This window comes from Streptosporangium sp. NPDC051023, assembly GCF_040689595.1.
Lineage (GTDB): Bacteria > Actinomycetota > Actinomycetes > Streptosporangiales > Streptosporangiaceae > Streptosporangium.
Genome location: NZ_JBFBCE010000020.1, coordinates 90,468 through 106,438 on the forward strand (window position 1 = coordinate 90,468; position 15,971 = coordinate 106,438).

Here is a 15,971-nt window from a genome sequence, read left to right on the forward strand (position 1 = left end):
GATCAGCCGGATACACGGCAAATCTTTATGGACAAATGCGTCTTCCGCCATTCATCCTGAAGATCTTTTGATTTCCGTCCAGCCGGAGCACTGTCCGTCGACGAGCTTTCCTCCCGGCCTGTGATTCCGGGCGACAGAACCGTTCCCGCGTCTTCCCCGGCCTGCCCGCCCCCGCCAAGGCGGTAGCGTCGGGTGCTGTGGACCTTGACGCATTTCGGGAGCTGTTGACGCCGCGCGGCCAGGAGGCACTGGGGGCGGCGGCCGAGCTCGCGGGTGACGACCCGGTCACGGCCGTGACGCGGCTCAGGAAGTCCTACGACGCCACCCTGACCTCCGCGGCTCTCACCCAGGCCACGCTCAGGAGGCGCGCGGCCGAGAAGTTCGGCGCAGACGCCGCCCTGATGTACTTCACGCAGAACGGCCTCGAGCAGTCGACCCGCCGCGAGGTGGCCGACCACCGCGCGGGGCGCATCCCGTCCGGCTCCCGGGTCGCCGACGTCTGCTGCGGCATCGGCGGGGACATCCTCGCGCTGGCCAGGGCCGGATGCGTGGTCGAGGCCGTCGACGCCGACCCGCTCACCGCCGCGGTCGCCCAGGCGAACGCCGACGCCCTGGGATTCGGCGACCGGGTCCGCGTCCGCGCGGCCGACGCCGCCACGGTCGACCCGTCCGCCTTCGACGTGCTGTTCGCCGATCCCGCCCGCCGTACGGCGCGGGGCAGGACCTTCGACCCGATGGCGTACTCGCCGCCGTGGCCGCAGGTGCTGGGCATGGCGGCGAGGGCGGAGTCGGCCTGCCTGAAGGTCGCGCCGGGCATCGGCTACGAGTTCATCCCCGAGGACGCGGAGACCGAGTGGGTCTCCTACCGGGGCGAGGTCAAGGAGGCGGTGATCTGGCTCGGCGGGCTGGCGGGCGGGGCTGGGCGCAGGGCCACGATGCTGCCGTCCGGCGCGACGATGACCCCCGATCCCGCGCTCGGCCAGGCCGGCCACGGCCCCGTCGGCCGCTACGTCTACGAGCCCGACGGCGCGGCGATCAGGGCCCATCTCGTCGCGGAGGTCGCCGCCGAGGTCGGCGGGCACCTGCTCGACCCGCACATCGCCTACATCACCGGGGACGCCGCGGCGCGCACTCCGTGGGCGTCCCGATACGAGGTCCACGAGGTGCTGCCCTTCTCCCTCAAGCGGCTGCGGGCGGCGCTGCGCGAGCGCGGGGTGGGGAACGCGACGATCAAAAAACGGGGTTCCGCGGTCGATGTCGAACGCCTGAGAAAGGACCTGCGGCTCTCCGGCGGCGAATCCGCGGTCGTCATTCTGACGCGGATCATAGAAAAGCCGTTCGCCCTGATCTGCACCCCTTCTTGACCCACCAAAAGGGAAGATCCAAACAATTCACCGGCAACCACGATCTTTTAAATTCGACCCAGAAAAACCCTGGGCCAGAGGCTAGGGTTGCCGCGCGGGAGTTCTCCCCGCCTGCGGTTCGACCGCGTTCGTCAGCGAGCCGTACCAACCCCACCGCGTGGCCGACCGCCGGCGAGTGAAGGAGCCTTCTGTGGATCACTCCGACCACACCCTCCTCCAGGCGGGCAGCCAGACCGCCATCTCCGACCGGATGCGCGAACTCCTGGCCCGTGCCGCCCAGGACCACGTGTACGAGCAGCGCAGCCAGGACGCGGTGCTCGACGAGATCCGCCGGCGCCTCGAGGGCATGGAGTGGCTGCTGCGGGAGGTCAGGGAGCGTGAGCTGGGCGGGTTGAGCGGCACGCTGGAGTCCGTCAACGGCCGCCTCGACGACATCTCCGCCCGTCCCCCGGAGTGGGCGGAGGGCCTCGCCCAGCACGTCGAGGCGGTCCGCGACCGCGTTGACGCCGTCGGCGAGCGCGTCGGCGCGGTCGGCCGGGGCGTCGAGTCGGTGCGTGACCGGGTCGTCCCGCTCGGCGAGCTGCCGAGCCTGTGGGCCGACGTCGGTGCCGTCGGGGAGAACGTCGAGGAGGTCCTCGTCCTGCTGCGCTCGATCGCCGACGGCGCCAAGGGCACCGACGACCTGGTCGGCGACGTCGCCGGACGCCTCGGTCGCGTCCAGGCGGGCATGGAGGCGGCGGCGGGCCGGTTCACCCGCCTGGACAGGGCGATGGGCGAGCTCACCCAGCGCGCGGGACGCCTCGAGACGGGGATGCGGGAGCTGGCGGCCGACGTCAAGGAGACCGTCGGCGGCGCGGTGGAGCGCCTGTTCGCCGTCGTCGAGCAGGTGAACGCCAAGGCGGGCCTCACCGCGGCCAGGCTCGACGCGCTCGACGAACGCCTCGACGACATCGAGGGGCGGGTCACGGGACGGATCGAGGCCGTCGACTCCCGCCTGCGCGCGCTGGACGGCAGCGCAGAGCGCCTCGCGAGCCTGGAAACGCGCGCCGCGGAGGGCGGAGAACGTCTCGGCGGCCTGGAGGGGCACGTCACGGGCGTCGGGGAGCGTCTCGGAAGCCTGGAGGCGCACCTCGCGGACGTCGGGGAGCGTCTGGGAAGGCTGGCGGCCACCTTGGACATCGGCGGTGTCCACAGAAGCATCGGCACGCTCCTCGGCGCCCAGGCCGACGACCACGCCAAACGCTTCGACTCCCTGGAGGAGTGCGTCGCCCAGGCCCGCTCCGCGCTCGTCCCGCTGGCCGAGACACTCCGCGCCCAGCCGAACCGCGAGCAGCTGGCCGAGGCCCTGACCCGGACCATGGAGCCAGCCCGCGCCGACCTCACCCGCCGCCTGGGCGCCCTTGAGGAGACCATGCTGGCCCTCGCGGAGGCCCTGCTGCGTCCCGTCCGCAACGACAAGGACTGACCGCGCGCACGGTGTGTCCCGGCTGCCCCGGATGCCTCAGCGGAGGTTGTCGGAGTGCTCGGGATCGCAGGCCGAGCCGATGTTCAGCACCACCTCACGGCACAGGTTGCCCCGCACCACGCCCAGCAGGGCGAACAGCTCGTCGGTCTGCGCGGGTGTCAACCCGTGGGTCATCCGCCTGTGGAGCTCGGACAGGACCCGTTCGACGTCGGGGCGGAGCGCGTCCCCCTTCGGGGTGGTGCTCACGATGCTGATGCGGCGGTTGGCCGGGTTGGGGGTGCGGCTGACGAACCCGCTGCGTTCCAGGCGCTGCAGGGTCTTGGTCATCGTCGACATGTCGATGCCGATGAGTTTGGCCAGGACGTTCTGTGGCTGCGGGCCCCGCTCCCAGAGCACCGCGAGCGCGCGTTCCTGACCGGGATACAGGTCGAGCTCCGCCAGAAGACCGGCGAGCAGCGTGCGATGACCACGCGTGGTCTGGGCGATCAGGCAGTTCAGGCTGTCGCCCCTTCCCCCGCAGGCCGCGACCTCCATGTCCTCGTCCACCCACGGAACCGTCATTTCAGCCTCCTGTTCTTGACTCAGCCTACAGCTTGCAAGTTGGCCACCCAAGTTGTAGAAATTAGCCATTGGCCGACCAAGTTGGTCGCCCAAGTTAGCCGACCATGTTGATCAGAAGGAGTCGCCATGCCGTTCTCGCCGTTCAAGCTCGGCGGACTGGAACTGCCGAATCGCCTGGTCATGGCCCCCATGACCCGCTCACGCGCCTACGTCGCCGGCATCCCCTCCACGCTGACCGCCCTGTACTACGCCCAGCGGGCCTCGGCCGGTCTGATCATCTCCGAGGGCGCGCAACCGAGCCCGGCGGGCAAGGGATACATGGACACACCGGGGCTGCACACCGACGAGCAGGTCGCCGGATGGCGCGAGGTGACGGACGCCGTCCACACGACGGGCGGCCGGATCTTCGCCCAGATCATGCACGCCGGGCGGATCGGCCACCCCGACAACACCGGCGCGACCCCCGTCGCGCCCTCCGCCGTACGGCCCGCGGCACAGCTCTTCACCCCGAAGGGCATGCAGGACATCCCCACCCCCGTCGAGCTGTCGACCGCGGAGGTCGAGGCGACCATCGGCGACTTCGCCGACGCCGCCCGCCGCGCGATCGACGCCGGATTCGACGGGGTCGAGCTGCACGGGGCGAACGGCTACCTCATCCAGCAGTTCCTGTCGCAGAACGCCAACCTGCGCGAGGACCGCTTCGGCGGGTCCGTCGAGAACCGCATTCGCTTCGCCGTCGAGACCGCGCGGGCGGTGGCCGACGCGATCGGCGCGCACCGGGTCGGCATCAGGCTCTCCCCCGCCACCGGCTCCCAGGACCTGGTCGAGGAGGACGCGCACGAGGTCTACCCGGCGCTGCTGTCGGAGCTCTCCGAGATCGGCCTGGTCTACCTGCACCACCTCGCGGGCGGCTCGGTCGAGCTGGACGGGCGGATCCGCTCACTCTGGCCGCACGCGCTCGTCGTCAACGACCCCACGAAGAGCGACCCGTCGGCCGCGGTCGCCCACTGGCTCGGCCAGGGCGCCGACCTGGTCGCGCTGGGCAGGTCGTTCATCGCCAACCCCGACCTGCCGGTGCGCCTGCGCCTCGGCGCACCGCTGAACGAGGCCGACCTCAGCAAGTCCTTCGGTGGCGACCACACCGGTTACACCGACTACCCGACGCTCGCCCTGCACCCGGCGTAGGCCTTTCGGGTCAGACGTGGACGGTGGTGATCGGCAGCGAGGAGTCGGCCGGGATGTCCAGCGGGGACGGACCGATCCCGGCCGCGACCAGGTCGGAGCCGAGCGCGGCGACCATCGCCCCGTTGTCGGTGCACAGGCCGGGGCGCGGGACGCGCAGCCGTACGCCTGCGGCGTCGCACCGTTCCTGAGCCAGGGCCCGCAGCCTGGAGTTGGCCGCGACGCCACCGCCGATCAGCAGGTCCTGCACGTCGTGCTCACGACACGCCTGCAGGGCTTTGCGGGTCAGCACGTCGACCACGGCCTCCTGGAAGGAGGCGGCCACGTCCGGCACGTGGATCGTCCCGCCGGACCGCTCCCTGGCCTCGACCCAGCGGGCCACGGCGGTCTTCAGCCCGGAGAAGGAGAAGTCGAGCGTCCCGTCGTCGTGCTTGCCCCGGGGGAAGGCGATGGCCGTGCCGGAGCCGTCTCCGGCGACCCGGTCGATGTGGGGGCCGCCGGGGAAGGGCAGGCCGAGCACCCGGGCCACCTTGTCGAAGGCCTCCCCCGCCGCGTCGTCGACGGTCGAGCCGAGCGGGATGACCTCCTTGGCGACGTCGGGCACCAGCAGCAGGGAGGAGTGACCGCCGGAGACCAGCAGCGCGATGCAGGGCTTCGGCAGGGCGCCGTGTTCGAGCTGGTCGACGGCGACGTGGGCAGCCAGGTGGTTGACGCCGTACAGGGGCACGCCAAGTCCCAGCGAGTAGGCCTTGGCGGCGGCGACGCCGACGAGCAGGGCGCCCGCGAGGCCGGGACCCGCGGTGACCGCGATCGCGTCGATGTCGGTGAAGCGCAGGCCCGCCTGCTCGAGCGCCCGCTCGACGGTCGGCGTCATGGCCTCCAGGTGCGCCCTGGAGGCGACCTCCGGCACGACGCCGCCGAACCGGGCGTGCTGCTCGACGCTTGAGGCGATCGTGTTGGCCAGCAGGGTGTGCCCCCTGACGATGCCGATCCCGGTCTCGTCACAGGAGGTCTCGATGCCCAGCACCAGGGGTTCGTCACGCATTGAGGTCCTTCTTCATCATGATCGCGTCGGTGCCGTCCTCGTAGTAGCGGCGGCGCACGCCGATCCGCTCGAATCCGAACCGGTCGTAGACCGCCTGCGCCTCGGGGTTGTCCGCGCGCACCTCAAGGAAGATCGACTGCGCGCCTCGCCGTACGGCCTCCGCCAGCAGCTCGGTCAGCATGGCGCCGCCGATCCCGGCCCGCCTGTGGCCCTCGGAGACGGCGATGGTCTGCACGTCCGCCTGGTCACCCGCCGCGGAAAGCCCGGCGTAGCCGACGATCTCCGCACCGACCAGGGCGACCACGTAGTGCCGGGTCCTGGGCTGGTCGTCCAGCTCGCCGCGGAGCATGCCCTCGCTCCAGGCGTCGTGGGGGAAGGTCTCCCGTTCGAGCTTCATCACCGCCGGCAGGTCGTCCAGGGTCATCTGGCGCAGCGCCGGGGTCATGTGGAGACCTTCTTCGGAGCCGAGGGCTCCTGGGCGTCGGGACGGCGCAGGTAGATCGGGCGGGGCAGACTCAGCACGGGGTGCGTGCCGCTCTCCACGACCTCCCTGACGTCCTGCTCACCGGACCGCCCGAGCTGGCCGAGCTGTCCGAGCTGTTCGGCGGCCAGCGCGGCCAGCGCCCCCGCGAAGGGGTACTCGGGCGCGTCCAGCACGCGGGAGGCGCCGACGACCTCGGCGTACATCCGCGCGCCCGCTCCGACGAGCGGGATGTCCGCGGGCAGGTCCTGGGGCTTGTCGACGGACGGCCCGGAAAGACGGGTCCGCCGGTCCTCGTAGTGGCCCCAGAAGACCTCCTTGCGCCGCGCGTCCGTCGCCACCAGGAACGGCTCGGCCAGCCCGCTGCCGTAGGCGACGGCGTCGAGCGTGCAGACGCCGTAGGCCGGGACGCCCAGCGAGGTCGCCAGGGCCTGGGCGGTGACCAGGCCGACTCTCAGCCCGGTGTAGGGGCCGGGACCCGCGCCCGCGACGACGGTCGTGACGTCGGCGAGTGAGGCCCCTGCCTCCCGCAGGACCGTCTGGATCGTGGGTATGAGCAGCTCACCGTGGCGACGCGCGTCAACCGTCGTCGACTCGGCGAGGACCCTCTCACCGTCGTGCAGCGCTGCGGTGACGGCGGGGGTAGCGGTATCAAAGGCCAGGACCAGCACGAACAGTTAGCCTAGCCCGTTCGCCGACGGTCAACGCGCCATCCGGTGCCCCGCCCTGACCCGCAGCCAGGCCAGCGCGGTCTCCCCCTGGGCCCGCTGGAACGGCCTCAGCGTCGGCAGGCCCGGCAGTTCGGGCCCGCGACCGCTCCGGACGTAGAACCCGGCCAGCGCCGCCAGGACGACGGTCACCGCCTCGGGGTCGGCGTCCCCGGCCGTCCGGTCGAAGATCTCCTGGGGCGGCGGGCCGCCCTGCATCCGCACGCTGGGCAGCATCGCGAGCAGGTCGAACCAGGCCGGGCCGATGAACGCCCACGGCCAGTCGACGACCTTGACCCCGGTCGCGGTGAACAGCAGGTTGTCCGCCCGGATGTCGCCGTGGAGCAGTGTCCCGCCCTCCGACGCCCAGGCCCATCCGCTCTCCAGGGCGGCCAGCGCGTCGAGGTTCCGCACCGCCCACGGGTCCAGCCCCGCGAGGTCGTCCCCGGCGTCGCGCGCCGCCGCCAGCGACCGCCACCCGTCGAACATCCCGGCGAGCGCCTCCGCCGCGGGCGGCGCGGCCAGCGGAGAGGGCGTGAGCGTCTCGGCGAGCCGTACCACCGCCTCGACGGCCAGGGTCAGCTCGCCCGCGTCCCACGGCATGGTGGGCATCCGGCCGTCCACGTCCTCGAAGAGCAGCGCGACCCAGCCGTCCGCGTCGAAGGAGGCGAGCAGCCGGGGAGCGGGCACCTCCGCGGGCAGCGCGGCGGAGATCCGCGCCTCGGCGCGGTAGATGCCGGCGCTTTCCGGGTTGGGCTCGGGCCCGATCGCCTTGACGAAGGCGCGGCGGCCGTCCGCCAGCAGCAGCCGTACGGCGGCGCCCGGGGAGAACCCGCCGGCCTGGGTCACGGCCTCGGCGACCGGGGCGCCGAGATGGTCCTCGACCGCCTCGTGGATCCATGAGGGAACGGCCTGCCAGGGCAGGCGCACTCCGGCCGCGGGAGGCGCGCTGACATCGCTCATCCCAGCATGATCACCCAGACCCGCGGCTGGAAGCGACAGGTTTTGGGGCGCCACACGGGCCTTTCGCCGCGCAGACCTTCCACCGCGCGAGCCTTTCACCGCGCCGGCCTTCCGCCGCGGGTCAGGACTTGACGAGGGTCGCGTAGACGATGATGTTGTCGCGGTACTCGTGCTTGTCCCAGTCGAAGCTCCCGCCACAGGTGATGAGCCGCAGGCCGTCCTCGAGGTAGACCTTGTCCGCGGGGAAGTGATCCTTGCTCACCTGTTCGAGGGAGTCGACCCGGTACTGGGCGACCTTGCCGTCGCTCCGCTCGACCTTGACGACCTGCCCCGCCCGCATCTGCTTGAGCTTGTAGAAGACGGCGGGGTCGGTCTTGGTGTCGACGTGCCCGAGGATCACCGCGGACCCGGGGTCACCGGGTACCGCGCTCTCCTTGAGCCACCCCGCCGTGTCCGGCTTCTCGAACGGCGGAAGCTCAATCTGGCCGTTCGTCACGCCGAGCTTCATCAGGGGCGCCTTGATGCCCAGTGACGGGATGTCGATGCGCTTGGGCACGACCGACGCGCGCGCGGGCGGCGTGTCCTGGCTGACCCCCCTGTTGACGGCGACCATGACGAAGCCCGTGACGAGTCCGGCCACGACGATCCGTGTCCAGCGGGAGGATTCTGCCATCGGGGACTACGAGCGGCGGCGACGCACGATCATGAACCCGGCGCCGCCCGCGAGGGCCACGACCAGCAGGGTCCCGGTGACACCGAACGGCATGCCCTGATCGTCATGCGGACCGCCCGCCGCGGTGCCTCCGCCGCCGGTGCCCGGACCGTGGGTGCTGATGACCGTGCGGGTCGGCCTGGACCTGGAGGTCGGCTCCGACGTCGACCCCGCATCGGCCACGATCCTCAGACTGGCCTTGCCGGTGTCGTTGGTCCCCTCACACCTGGTGTTGACGTCGTAGACGCCCGCCTTCGCGCTTTCCGCGACGGTGGCCTGGCCACGGACCCAGGGGCGCGCCGTCGGCGTGCTGGTCGCCGAGGCCGCGGGGCTGGGAGTCGCCAGGATCGGGTCGAGGGTGACCGGGGCGCGGAACACCTGGGAGGAGGCGGTGCCCCGATGCTCGGGACCGCCCTCGGGGATCGGGCAGTTCGCCAGCACCCACACTTTCTGTCCTGCCTTGACGCGGGCAGGCTGGAGCTGGACCTCGATGTCCTGCCTGCTGATCGTCGTCTGCTGGGCGGCGGGTGAGGCGTTCGCCTCCGGGCCGCCCGAGCTGGCCTGGGCCGTACATCCGGCCACGCCGAAAAGGGCGGCAGCCCCCAGAACCGCGACACGCTTGACCCTTGGCACCGTCGCACTCCACTTCGCAGTCCGGCCGACGACCCTCGCCCGGCATAACTTCCCGCCTTTTACCCATTAAACATGGGCATACCCGCCAGAGTCGATCTTCGGTCTCGATGATCTATATCAAGTGGGGCGTAGTGCCAGGGTGCCAGGATTCCCGCGTCTACGGGGGTGAATCAGACAACGCCCTCCCAGCGGGGGCCGATCCCGCGCAGCCGTACCGTCCGCTCCTCGTCCGGCTCACCCTGCTCGCCGGGCCCACCGGCCTCACCACGCTCGATGAGGATCTCCAGACGATCGTCGGCGAGGCCCTCGACCAGGCCCTCTCCCCACTCGACGACCGTCACCGAGTCTTCGAGCGAGGCGTCCAGGTCCAGGTCGTCGACCTCCAGGTTGCCGCCGAGGCGGTAGGCGTCGACGTGCACCAGCGCGGGGCCGCCGGACAGCGAGGGGTGCACCCGGGCGATGACGAAGGTCGGGGAGGTGATCGGCCCGCGCACCTTCAGCCCGTCGGCGATCCCCTGGACCAGGGTCGTCTTGCCCGCGCCCAGCGGCCCCGACAGCACCGCCAGGTCTCCCGGGCGCAGCAGCCCGGCCAGCTCGACGCCCAGTTCCCGCATCTTCTCCGCGGTTGCCACGACTCTCACTGCTCTGTCACTCCTGCCGATCTCTCACTGTTCGGTCTTGCCGGTCTCTGACTGCTCGGCCTCTTCCGGCGCCGTCACTTCCGGCTCCATCATGTCCGGCTCCATCATGTCCGGCTCCATCATGTCCGGCTCCGTCACGTCCGGCTCCGTCACGTCCAGCGACGGCCGCGCGGACCCGTTTCCCTCGGCCGCCGCCCGCTTGATCAGGTCGCGCAGCGCGTCGTTGACGACGGTCGGGCGTTCGAGCTGGATCAGGTGTGAGGTTCCGGGAACCTCGGTGAGCTGGGCGCGCGGCAGCGCCGCCGCCATGGCCCTGCTGTGCTCGACCGGCGTCAGCCAGTCCTTGTCGCCGACGATGATAGAGGTCGGCACGTCGTCCAGGACATCGAGCGCGCTCAGCTTGTCGTGCGACATCAGCGCGGGATAGAAGTCGGCGATCACCTCGAACGGCGTCGAGCGGATCATCGACTCGGCGAAGTCGACCACCGTCGGGCTGACGTTCTTCGGGTCGCCGAAGCCGAGATGGCGCAGGATCAGGAAAGCGACGTCGTTGCCCGCCTGGCGCCCCTTGTCGACCAGCGCGCCGCCGTGGCTCAGGATGGACACCGTACCCGGCGTGATCTTGTGCACCGCCCTCGACAGCAACGCAGGCAGCCCGAGGGAGATCTCGGCCAGTTTGCCGGCCGAGGTGGAGATCAGCGCGACCCCCTTGATCCTGTCGCCGAACAGCTCGGGGTGCCGGTCGGCCAGCGCCATGACCGTCATGCCGCCCATGGAGTGGCCGACCAGGACGCAGGGGCCCGGCACCAGCGCCTCGACGATCTCGGCCAGGTCGTCGCCGAGCCGGTCGATCGTGGCGTCGTCGACGGCGGTGCGGGGCGAACGCCCGTGCGAACGCTGGTCCCACAGGACCAGGCGGTAGGAGTCGCGCAAGTCGCGCCGCTGGTAGTGCCAGGAGTCCAGGTTGAGCGTGTAGCCGTGACAGAACACGACGGTCAGCGGGGCGTCCTCGGCGCCGTCGACCTCCGCGTAGAGGGACACACCGTCCGAGGTGGTGACCGTGACCGGCCTGCCGCGCAGCTCGCCGAGCGGCTCACTCATCTCCAGGTCGGGGCGGAGCCTGATGCGTCCGACGGCGTACCGCTTGGCGAGGGCCGCCGCGGCCACTCCGGCGGACGCGGCGCCGACGATGGCTCCCGCTATGCCGACCTTGCGCCGTGCGGTAGTGCTCATGCGACCCCCTGACATGCGTCTCACCGGTAAACGCGTGGAACCCGCGAACCGATCCTGGTCACAATCTCATGCGTTATCGTGCCAAGGGAATCCGCCCACTCCTGCACGGTCGGCTCACCCAGCGAACCGTCACCGAACAGGATCACCTCGTCGCCCTCGGCCAGCGGGTCGTCCCCGACGTCGATCACGAACTGGTCCATGCAGACCCGTCCCGCGACGCGCCGCCGCCTGCCGCCCGCCAGCACCTCCGCGACGTTGGTCGCGTGCCGCAGGATGCCGTCTGCGTACCCGAGGGGGACCAGGCCGAGCGTGGTCTCGTGCTCGGTGAAGTAGGTGTGCCCGTACGACACGCCCGTGCCCGCGGGCACCCGCTTGGCCATCGCGATCCGCGCCACCAGGGTCATCGCGGGGCGAAGCCCGAAGTCCCCCATCTCGGGGATGGGGCTCAGGCCGAAGACCGCGAGGCCGGGGCGGACCATGTCGTAGCGCGCCTGCGGCAGCGTCAGCAGCGCCGCCGAGTTGGCCATGTGCCTGATGACGTGCGACCCTCCGGCGCCCGCCTTCTCCGCGATGGCCAACGCCTCGTCGAACACGCTGAGCTGGGTCTCGATGGCCGGGTGCCCGGGGATGTCGGCACAGGCGAAGTGCGACCAGAGCCCGACGACCTCGATCGTCCCCTCCGCCTGCCTGGCCATGGCACGGTCCACCAGCGCGGGCCAGTCGGCGACCGACGCGCCGCCCCTGGAGATGCCGGTGTCCGCCTTCAGGTGCACCCTGGCCACCCTGCCCGTACGGCCGGCCGCCTCGGCGATCGCGTCGAGGAGCCACCCGGCGCCCGTCGACAGCTCGACGTCATGGACGATCGCCTCGTCCAGTGGCTCGCCGGGCGGGATGATCCACGACAGGATCGGCGCGGTGATCCCGGCGGCCCGCAGTGCCAGGGCCTCGCGGAGGTAGGCAGTGCCGAGCCGGGTCGCGCCCCCCTCCAAACTGGCCGTGGCGGAGGCGACCAGCCCATGGCCGTAACCGTCGGCCTTGACCACGGCCATGGTCTCCGCACCGGGGGAGCGCTCTCCCAGCAGGGCGACGTTGTCCCTGATGGCAGAGAGGTCCACCCGCGCCTCAGCAGGGGTCATCGGGAAACTCATTTCCCCAGTCTCCCAGGTCAGCGCTCTTGCCCTTGCCCCGGCCATCCCTCGGGGGCCGTGGTCAGGGGCACGACGACTCCGTGCGGACCAGGCCGGGAGGGTCACGCCGGATGCCGGAAAAGCGCGCGCGACAGGCCCCGCCCGCCGCCCACACCGCCCGCCGAAACTCCCCAGAAGACTCGCCGAAAACTCCCGTGCCTCCTCGCATTCCTCTCCTGGCTCTACGGGCGGCGGGCGACCGACCTGATCACGGCCGGGACGGCCTCCAGGACGTCCCAGGCGGACAGCGGGCCGTCGCCACCGGCGACCCCGTGCAGGTGCGCGGCGCACGAGGCCGCGTCGTACGGGCTGAGTCCCGCGGCCAGCAGCGCCCCGGCGAGCCCGGCGAGCACGTCTCCGGTGCCCGCGGTGGCCAGCCAGGGGCTGCCGGTGAGGTTGACCCTGACCGGCAGACCGTCCTCCGCGACCAGTGTGGTCGAGCCCTTGAGCAGCACGGTCACGCCCAGTTCCGACGCCGCCCGCCGTACGTGGTCGAGACCGGCCGCCTCGATCCGCTCCCTGGGCACGTCCAGCAGGCGTGAAAGCTCTCCCGCGTGCGGGGTGAGCAGCACCGGAGCCGTACGGCGCAGCAGCGACCTGTCCTGGGCGACCAGTGTCAGCGCGTCGGCGTCGACGAGCACGGGGACGTCGCTGTCCAGCACGGAACGGGCGATGGCCAGCGACTCGGAGTCGGTGCCGAGCCCGGGCCCGAGCACCCACGCCTGGACCCGGCCGACCCCATCGATCCCCTGCCCCGCCCCAAGCTCCGTGATCACGGCTTCCGGCCAGCGGGCGCGCACCTGCGCCACCGGCTCGGCGACCCCCGCGTAGCGGACCATGCCCGCTCCCGCCCTGATCGCCCCGCCGACGGCCAGCACCGCGGCCCCGGTGTAACGGTGGCCTCCCGCGGCGACACCGACCACGCCCCTGCTGTACTTGTCGGAGCGCGCGTCCGGCCTGGGCAGCAGCGCGGCCACGTCGGCGCCGGTCAGCGCGGTCACCTCGGGTTCCGGCACGTACGGCCCGAGCCCGATGTCGACGAACTCGACCCGGCCCGCGTGCCCCGCGCCCGGGGAGACGAGCAGCCCGGCCTTGTACGCGCCGAACGTGACCGTGACATCAGCCCTTACCGCGCTTCCCGCCACCTGCCCGCTGGTGGCGTCGACTCCGCTCGGCACGTCGACGGCGACGACCGCGCAGGGCGCGTCGGAGGCCAGGTCCGCGAGGGTCGCGTACGGCTCGCGCAGCGCCCCCGCCCCGCCGATCCCGACCAGGCCGTCCACAACGAGATCGGCCTTCCCGAGGAGCACGCGCACCGCCTCCCCCCAGCCGCCCCCGGCCTCAGGACGCGAGGGCCGCCCGTCCCCGGACGCGGTTCCCGGACGCGAGGTCACCCCGTCGCCTCCCGGACGCGAGGTCGCCCCGTCCGCCGAGACCGGTGCGGCCTTCCCGCCCGCGGACGCGGCGCGGGTGTCCGTCACCCGGCCCCCCGCCCGGCGCAGGGCCGCCAGCCCGGCCTCGTGGACCCGGGTTCCGGCCAGCACCGCGTCGACCCTGGCCCCCCTGGCGGCCAGTCGCGCTCCGGCGTAGAGGGCGTCGCCCCCGTTGTCACCCGAGCCGATCAGCAGCACGACGCGCGAGCCGTACACGCCGTCGAGCATCGCGGCGCAGGTCACGGCGAGTCCGGTCGCGGCCCGTTCCATGAGCGTGCCGTGCGGCAGCCTCGCCATCAGCGTCGACTCCGTCGCCCTGATCTGGTCGGAGGTGTATGCGGTCAGCATGGTCCGACGGTATCCCGTGCCGATCACCGGCACGTGTTCCGGCCCCCGCACGCGCGGCCGACCCGGCGCTCACGCCCACCCAGCCCCTGGCGATCACTCCCGTCCGGCCAACCCGGTGATCACGCCCACCCGGACCCGACGACCACACCTGCCCGGCCCCAGTGACCACACCCCGTCCGGCCAACCTGGCGATCACGTCCGTCCGGTCAGCCCTCGGCGATCACGTAGGCGATGGCCACGCCTCCGTCATGCGTCAGCGACACGTGCCACCGGGTCACACCGAGGGTCGCGGCGACCTCGGCCACCCGGCCGCTGACATGCAGCTCCGGCCTGCCGTACGCGCCGGAGCACACTTCGGCGTCGAGATGGCTCAGCCCCGGAGGGGCGCCGATCGCCTTGGCGACGGCCTCCTTGGCCGCGAACCGCGCGGCCAGGGACCGTACGGCCAGCCCGCGCTCGTTCTCGGTGAACAGCCGGGCCCGTAGTGCGGGGGTCCGCTCCAGCGACGCCTCGAACCGTGCCACGTCCACGACGTCGACCCCGATGCCCACGATCACGGCTCCAGGCTAGTGCCACGGCCGAAACGTCCGGGTGCTCGCCTCCCACTCCTGGGACGCACGAAAGCGACGCCCTGGGGAGGATGCCCCGGCTCCGTCTCCCCCTGGGACGCGCGGGAGCGACGTCTCAGAAATCCATGGGAGGCTGTTGGGGAGCCACCAAGCCAGTTCGCCCTCTTTCCCCCTTTTATGCTCTGGCAATCCATGGATGTTATCCACAGGCTGTGGACACCCGTTCCGCGATGATCGCGCCGCCGCGCGAGACCGATCCGGCGGACGTCGTCCCCGACGAGGCGAGGGCGGGGACTCTCCCGGACGATGCAGGGGCTGAAGGCCGGCCGGATCCGGGTCCTGCGTCGGCCGGGCCGTGCCGGAGGACAGCCTGTGCCATTCCCGGGAGCGGTGGTCGTCCGGGACGCCGGCCTGGCTTCATCGACGGATCTTCGGCACCGGTTGGGCGCGGCGAGCGGCCTCGGCCTGGATCCTGCGGTTCAGCTGCCTGCCGTGGGTGAGGAGGGAGCGGACGCGCTGGAAGGGGTTCTCGGGGAGGCTCCAGTCGGGGAGCGCGCGGTCGATCACGACGGTGAGCCGGTCGTCGGCCGCGGGCTCGGCGGTGCCGAGCAGCACGACGTTCTCCTGCCACCGCATGCCGGGGTCGTGCTTGTGGAAGGTGAGGCAGACGGGGCCGGGCATCGCCGGCACACCGACGGGAAGGCGCAGGTCGTAGCCCGCACCGGTGGGAGCGAAGTCGCGCACGGGCACGGTCACGGGCATGCCGTCGGCCACCATCGAGACGATCGGACGGCCCAGGCCGAGCGCGCGACGGGCGTAGGGGCGCCAGTCGGCGGGCGGTGTCGAGCGGCCGGGTAGACGGGGGCCGGACGGGGCGGGGTCGGAGGGAGCAGGGCCGGACGGAGCAGGGCCGGACGGAGCGGGCGTGGTGTCTGCCGAGCCGGTCCAGGTCAGCGGGGTGCGGGTCAGGTCGCCCCCGGGCCACCAGGTGATCCGCTCGGGGGACGTCTCAATGTAGATCCGGGCGAAATACCAGACGGACCGTCTGAGCAGGAACCACGGCATGCCCGACATCGCGTCCGGGATTTTGGCGAAGGAGTCCCGGACGTAACGGTCGGCGTTGGCCTGCAGGTCGGCGTCGCGGACAGCGGCGACACCCTGCACCAGCACCACCGGGTCACCCTCGAACAGCAGGGCGACGCGCGGATCCCGGCGCGCCCGCTCGGCCTTGTCGGGGTAGGCCAGGCCGGTGCTGACGTCGATCGTGCCATGGGCGCCGGGATAGGGGGTGACAGGCCAGGTGACCGGCCGTTCGTCCCGGGTGAGCGAGGTGTAGGCGCATACCACGGAGCTCTGGAACGCACTGGCGGGAACTGTGAGCGTCATGCCGGACACGCTGCCAGAGAGCTCTTGGGCCGTTCTTGAGATCGGGCTTCCAGAATCTCCC

At 71.9% G+C, this 15,971-nt stretch carries 16 protein-coding genes; 3 read left to right on the forward strand and 13 right to left on the reverse strand.

Annotated elements, in window-relative coordinates:
* The first annotated feature begins 197 nt into the window (after positions 1-197).
* Complete coding sequence (locus AB0395_RS15810) at positions 198-1,364, forward strand: class I SAM-dependent methyltransferase (protein ID WP_366281090.1); 1,167 nt, start codon at positions 198-200, stop codon at positions 1,362-1,364.
* Between the two features lie 190 nt (positions 1,365-1,554).
* The gene (locus AB0395_RS15815; RefSeq protein ID WP_366281093.1) at positions 1,555-2,829 is read left to right on the forward strand and encodes a hypothetical protein; all 1,275 of its coding nucleotides are present in this window, start codon (positions 1,555-1,557) and stop codon (positions 2,827-2,829) included.
* 36 nt (positions 2,830-2,865) lie between these two features.
* Here AB0395_RS15815 and AB0395_RS15820 read toward each other — a convergent pair whose 3' ends face one another.
* Positions 2,866-3,390 carry a MarR family winged helix-turn-helix transcriptional regulator gene (locus AB0395_RS15820; RefSeq protein WP_366281095.1) on the reverse strand — a complete coding sequence of 175 codons (525 nt, stop codon included), beginning with the start codon at positions 3,388-3,390 and terminating at the stop codon, positions 2,866-2,868.
* A gap of 126 nt (positions 3,391-3,516) precedes the next feature.
* On the opposite strand from AB0395_RS15820, the gene AB0395_RS15825 reads away from it, so the two are divergent.
* Complete coding sequence (locus tag AB0395_RS15825) at positions 3,517-4,575, forward strand: alkene reductase (RefSeq protein ID WP_366281097.1); 1,059 nt, start codon at positions 3,517-3,519, stop codon at positions 4,573-4,575.
* A gap of 10 nt (positions 4,576-4,585) precedes the next feature.
* Here the strand turns inward: AB0395_RS15825 and tsaD are convergent, their stop codons facing one another.
* The 12 genes from tsaD to AB0395_RS15885 all read right to left on the reverse strand — a co-directional run bounded on the left by tsaD (position 4,586) and on the right by AB0395_RS15885 (position 15,910).
* A complete protein-coding gene (gene tsaD / locus AB0395_RS15830; RefSeq protein ID WP_366281099.1) occupies positions 4,586-5,617 on the reverse strand; it encodes a tRNA (adenosine(37)-N6)-threonylcarbamoyltransferase complex transferase subunit TsaD in 1,032 nt (343 codons plus the stop codon).
* Positions 5,610-6,062: a ribosomal protein S18-alanine N-acetyltransferase gene (gene rimI / locus AB0395_RS15835; RefSeq protein WP_366281101.1), complete on the reverse strand. Its 453-nt coding sequence runs from the start codon at positions 6,060-6,062 to the stop codon at positions 5,610-5,612. The genes tsaD and rimI overlap by 8 nt, the downstream gene beginning before the upstream one ends.
* Entirely contained in the window at positions 6,059-6,769 is a 711-nt protein-coding gene (gene tsaB, locus AB0395_RS15840) for a tRNA (adenosine(37)-N6)-threonylcarbamoyltransferase complex dimerization subunit type 1 TsaB (protein ID WP_366281102.1), read from the reverse strand. The genes rimI and tsaB overlap by 4 nt, the downstream gene beginning before the upstream one ends.
* A gap of 30 nt (positions 6,770-6,799) precedes the next feature.
* Entirely contained in the window at positions 6,800-7,768 is a 969-nt protein-coding gene (locus tag AB0395_RS15845) for an aminoglycoside phosphotransferase family protein (protein WP_366281104.1), read from the reverse strand.
* A 121-nt stretch (positions 7,769-7,889) separates the two neighbouring features.
* A complete protein-coding gene (locus AB0395_RS15850; RefSeq protein WP_366281106.1) occupies positions 7,890-8,441 on the reverse strand; it encodes a class F sortase in 552 nt (183 codons plus the stop codon).
* Between the two features lie 6 nt (positions 8,442-8,447).
* Positions 8,448-9,113, reverse strand: a complete 666-nt coding sequence (locus AB0395_RS15855; RefSeq protein ID WP_366281108.1) for a hypothetical protein — start codon at positions 9,111-9,113, stop codon at positions 8,448-8,450.
* A gap of 170 nt (positions 9,114-9,283) precedes the next feature.
* Positions 9,284-9,754, reverse strand: coding sequence for a tRNA (adenosine(37)-N6)-threonylcarbamoyltransferase complex ATPase subunit type 1 TsaE (tsaE, locus tag AB0395_RS15860; RefSeq protein WP_366281110.1), 471 nt, complete (start codon positions 9,752-9,754; stop codon positions 9,284-9,286).
* Between the two features lie 24 nt (positions 9,755-9,778).
* Positions 9,779-10,987, reverse strand: coding sequence for an alpha/beta hydrolase (locus AB0395_RS15865; RefSeq protein WP_366281111.1), 1,209 nt, complete (start codon positions 10,985-10,987; stop codon positions 9,779-9,781).
* A gap of 20 nt (positions 10,988-11,007) precedes the next feature.
* Positions 11,008-12,123: an alanine racemase gene (gene alr, locus AB0395_RS15870; RefSeq protein WP_366281113.1), complete on the reverse strand. Its 1,116-nt coding sequence runs from the start codon at positions 12,121-12,123 to the stop codon at positions 11,008-11,010.
* 233 nt (positions 12,124-12,356) lie between these two features.
* Positions 12,357-13,955 (reverse strand): NAD(P)H-hydrate dehydratase, encoded by a 1,599-nt coding sequence (locus AB0395_RS15875; RefSeq protein ID WP_366281114.1) that lies wholly within the window; start codon positions 13,953-13,955, stop codon positions 12,357-12,359.
* Positions 13,956-14,161: 206 nt separating this feature from the next.
* On the reverse strand, positions 14,162-14,512 hold the full coding sequence (locus AB0395_RS15880; protein ID WP_366281115.1) for a holo-ACP synthase: 351 nt from the start codon (positions 14,510-14,512) through the stop codon (positions 14,162-14,164).
* Between the two features lie 429 nt (positions 14,513-14,941).
* Entirely contained in the window at positions 14,942-15,910 is a 969-nt protein-coding gene (locus tag AB0395_RS15885) for a hypothetical protein (RefSeq protein ID WP_366281117.1), read from the reverse strand.
* Between the last annotated feature and the right edge of the window lie 61 nt (positions 15,911-15,971).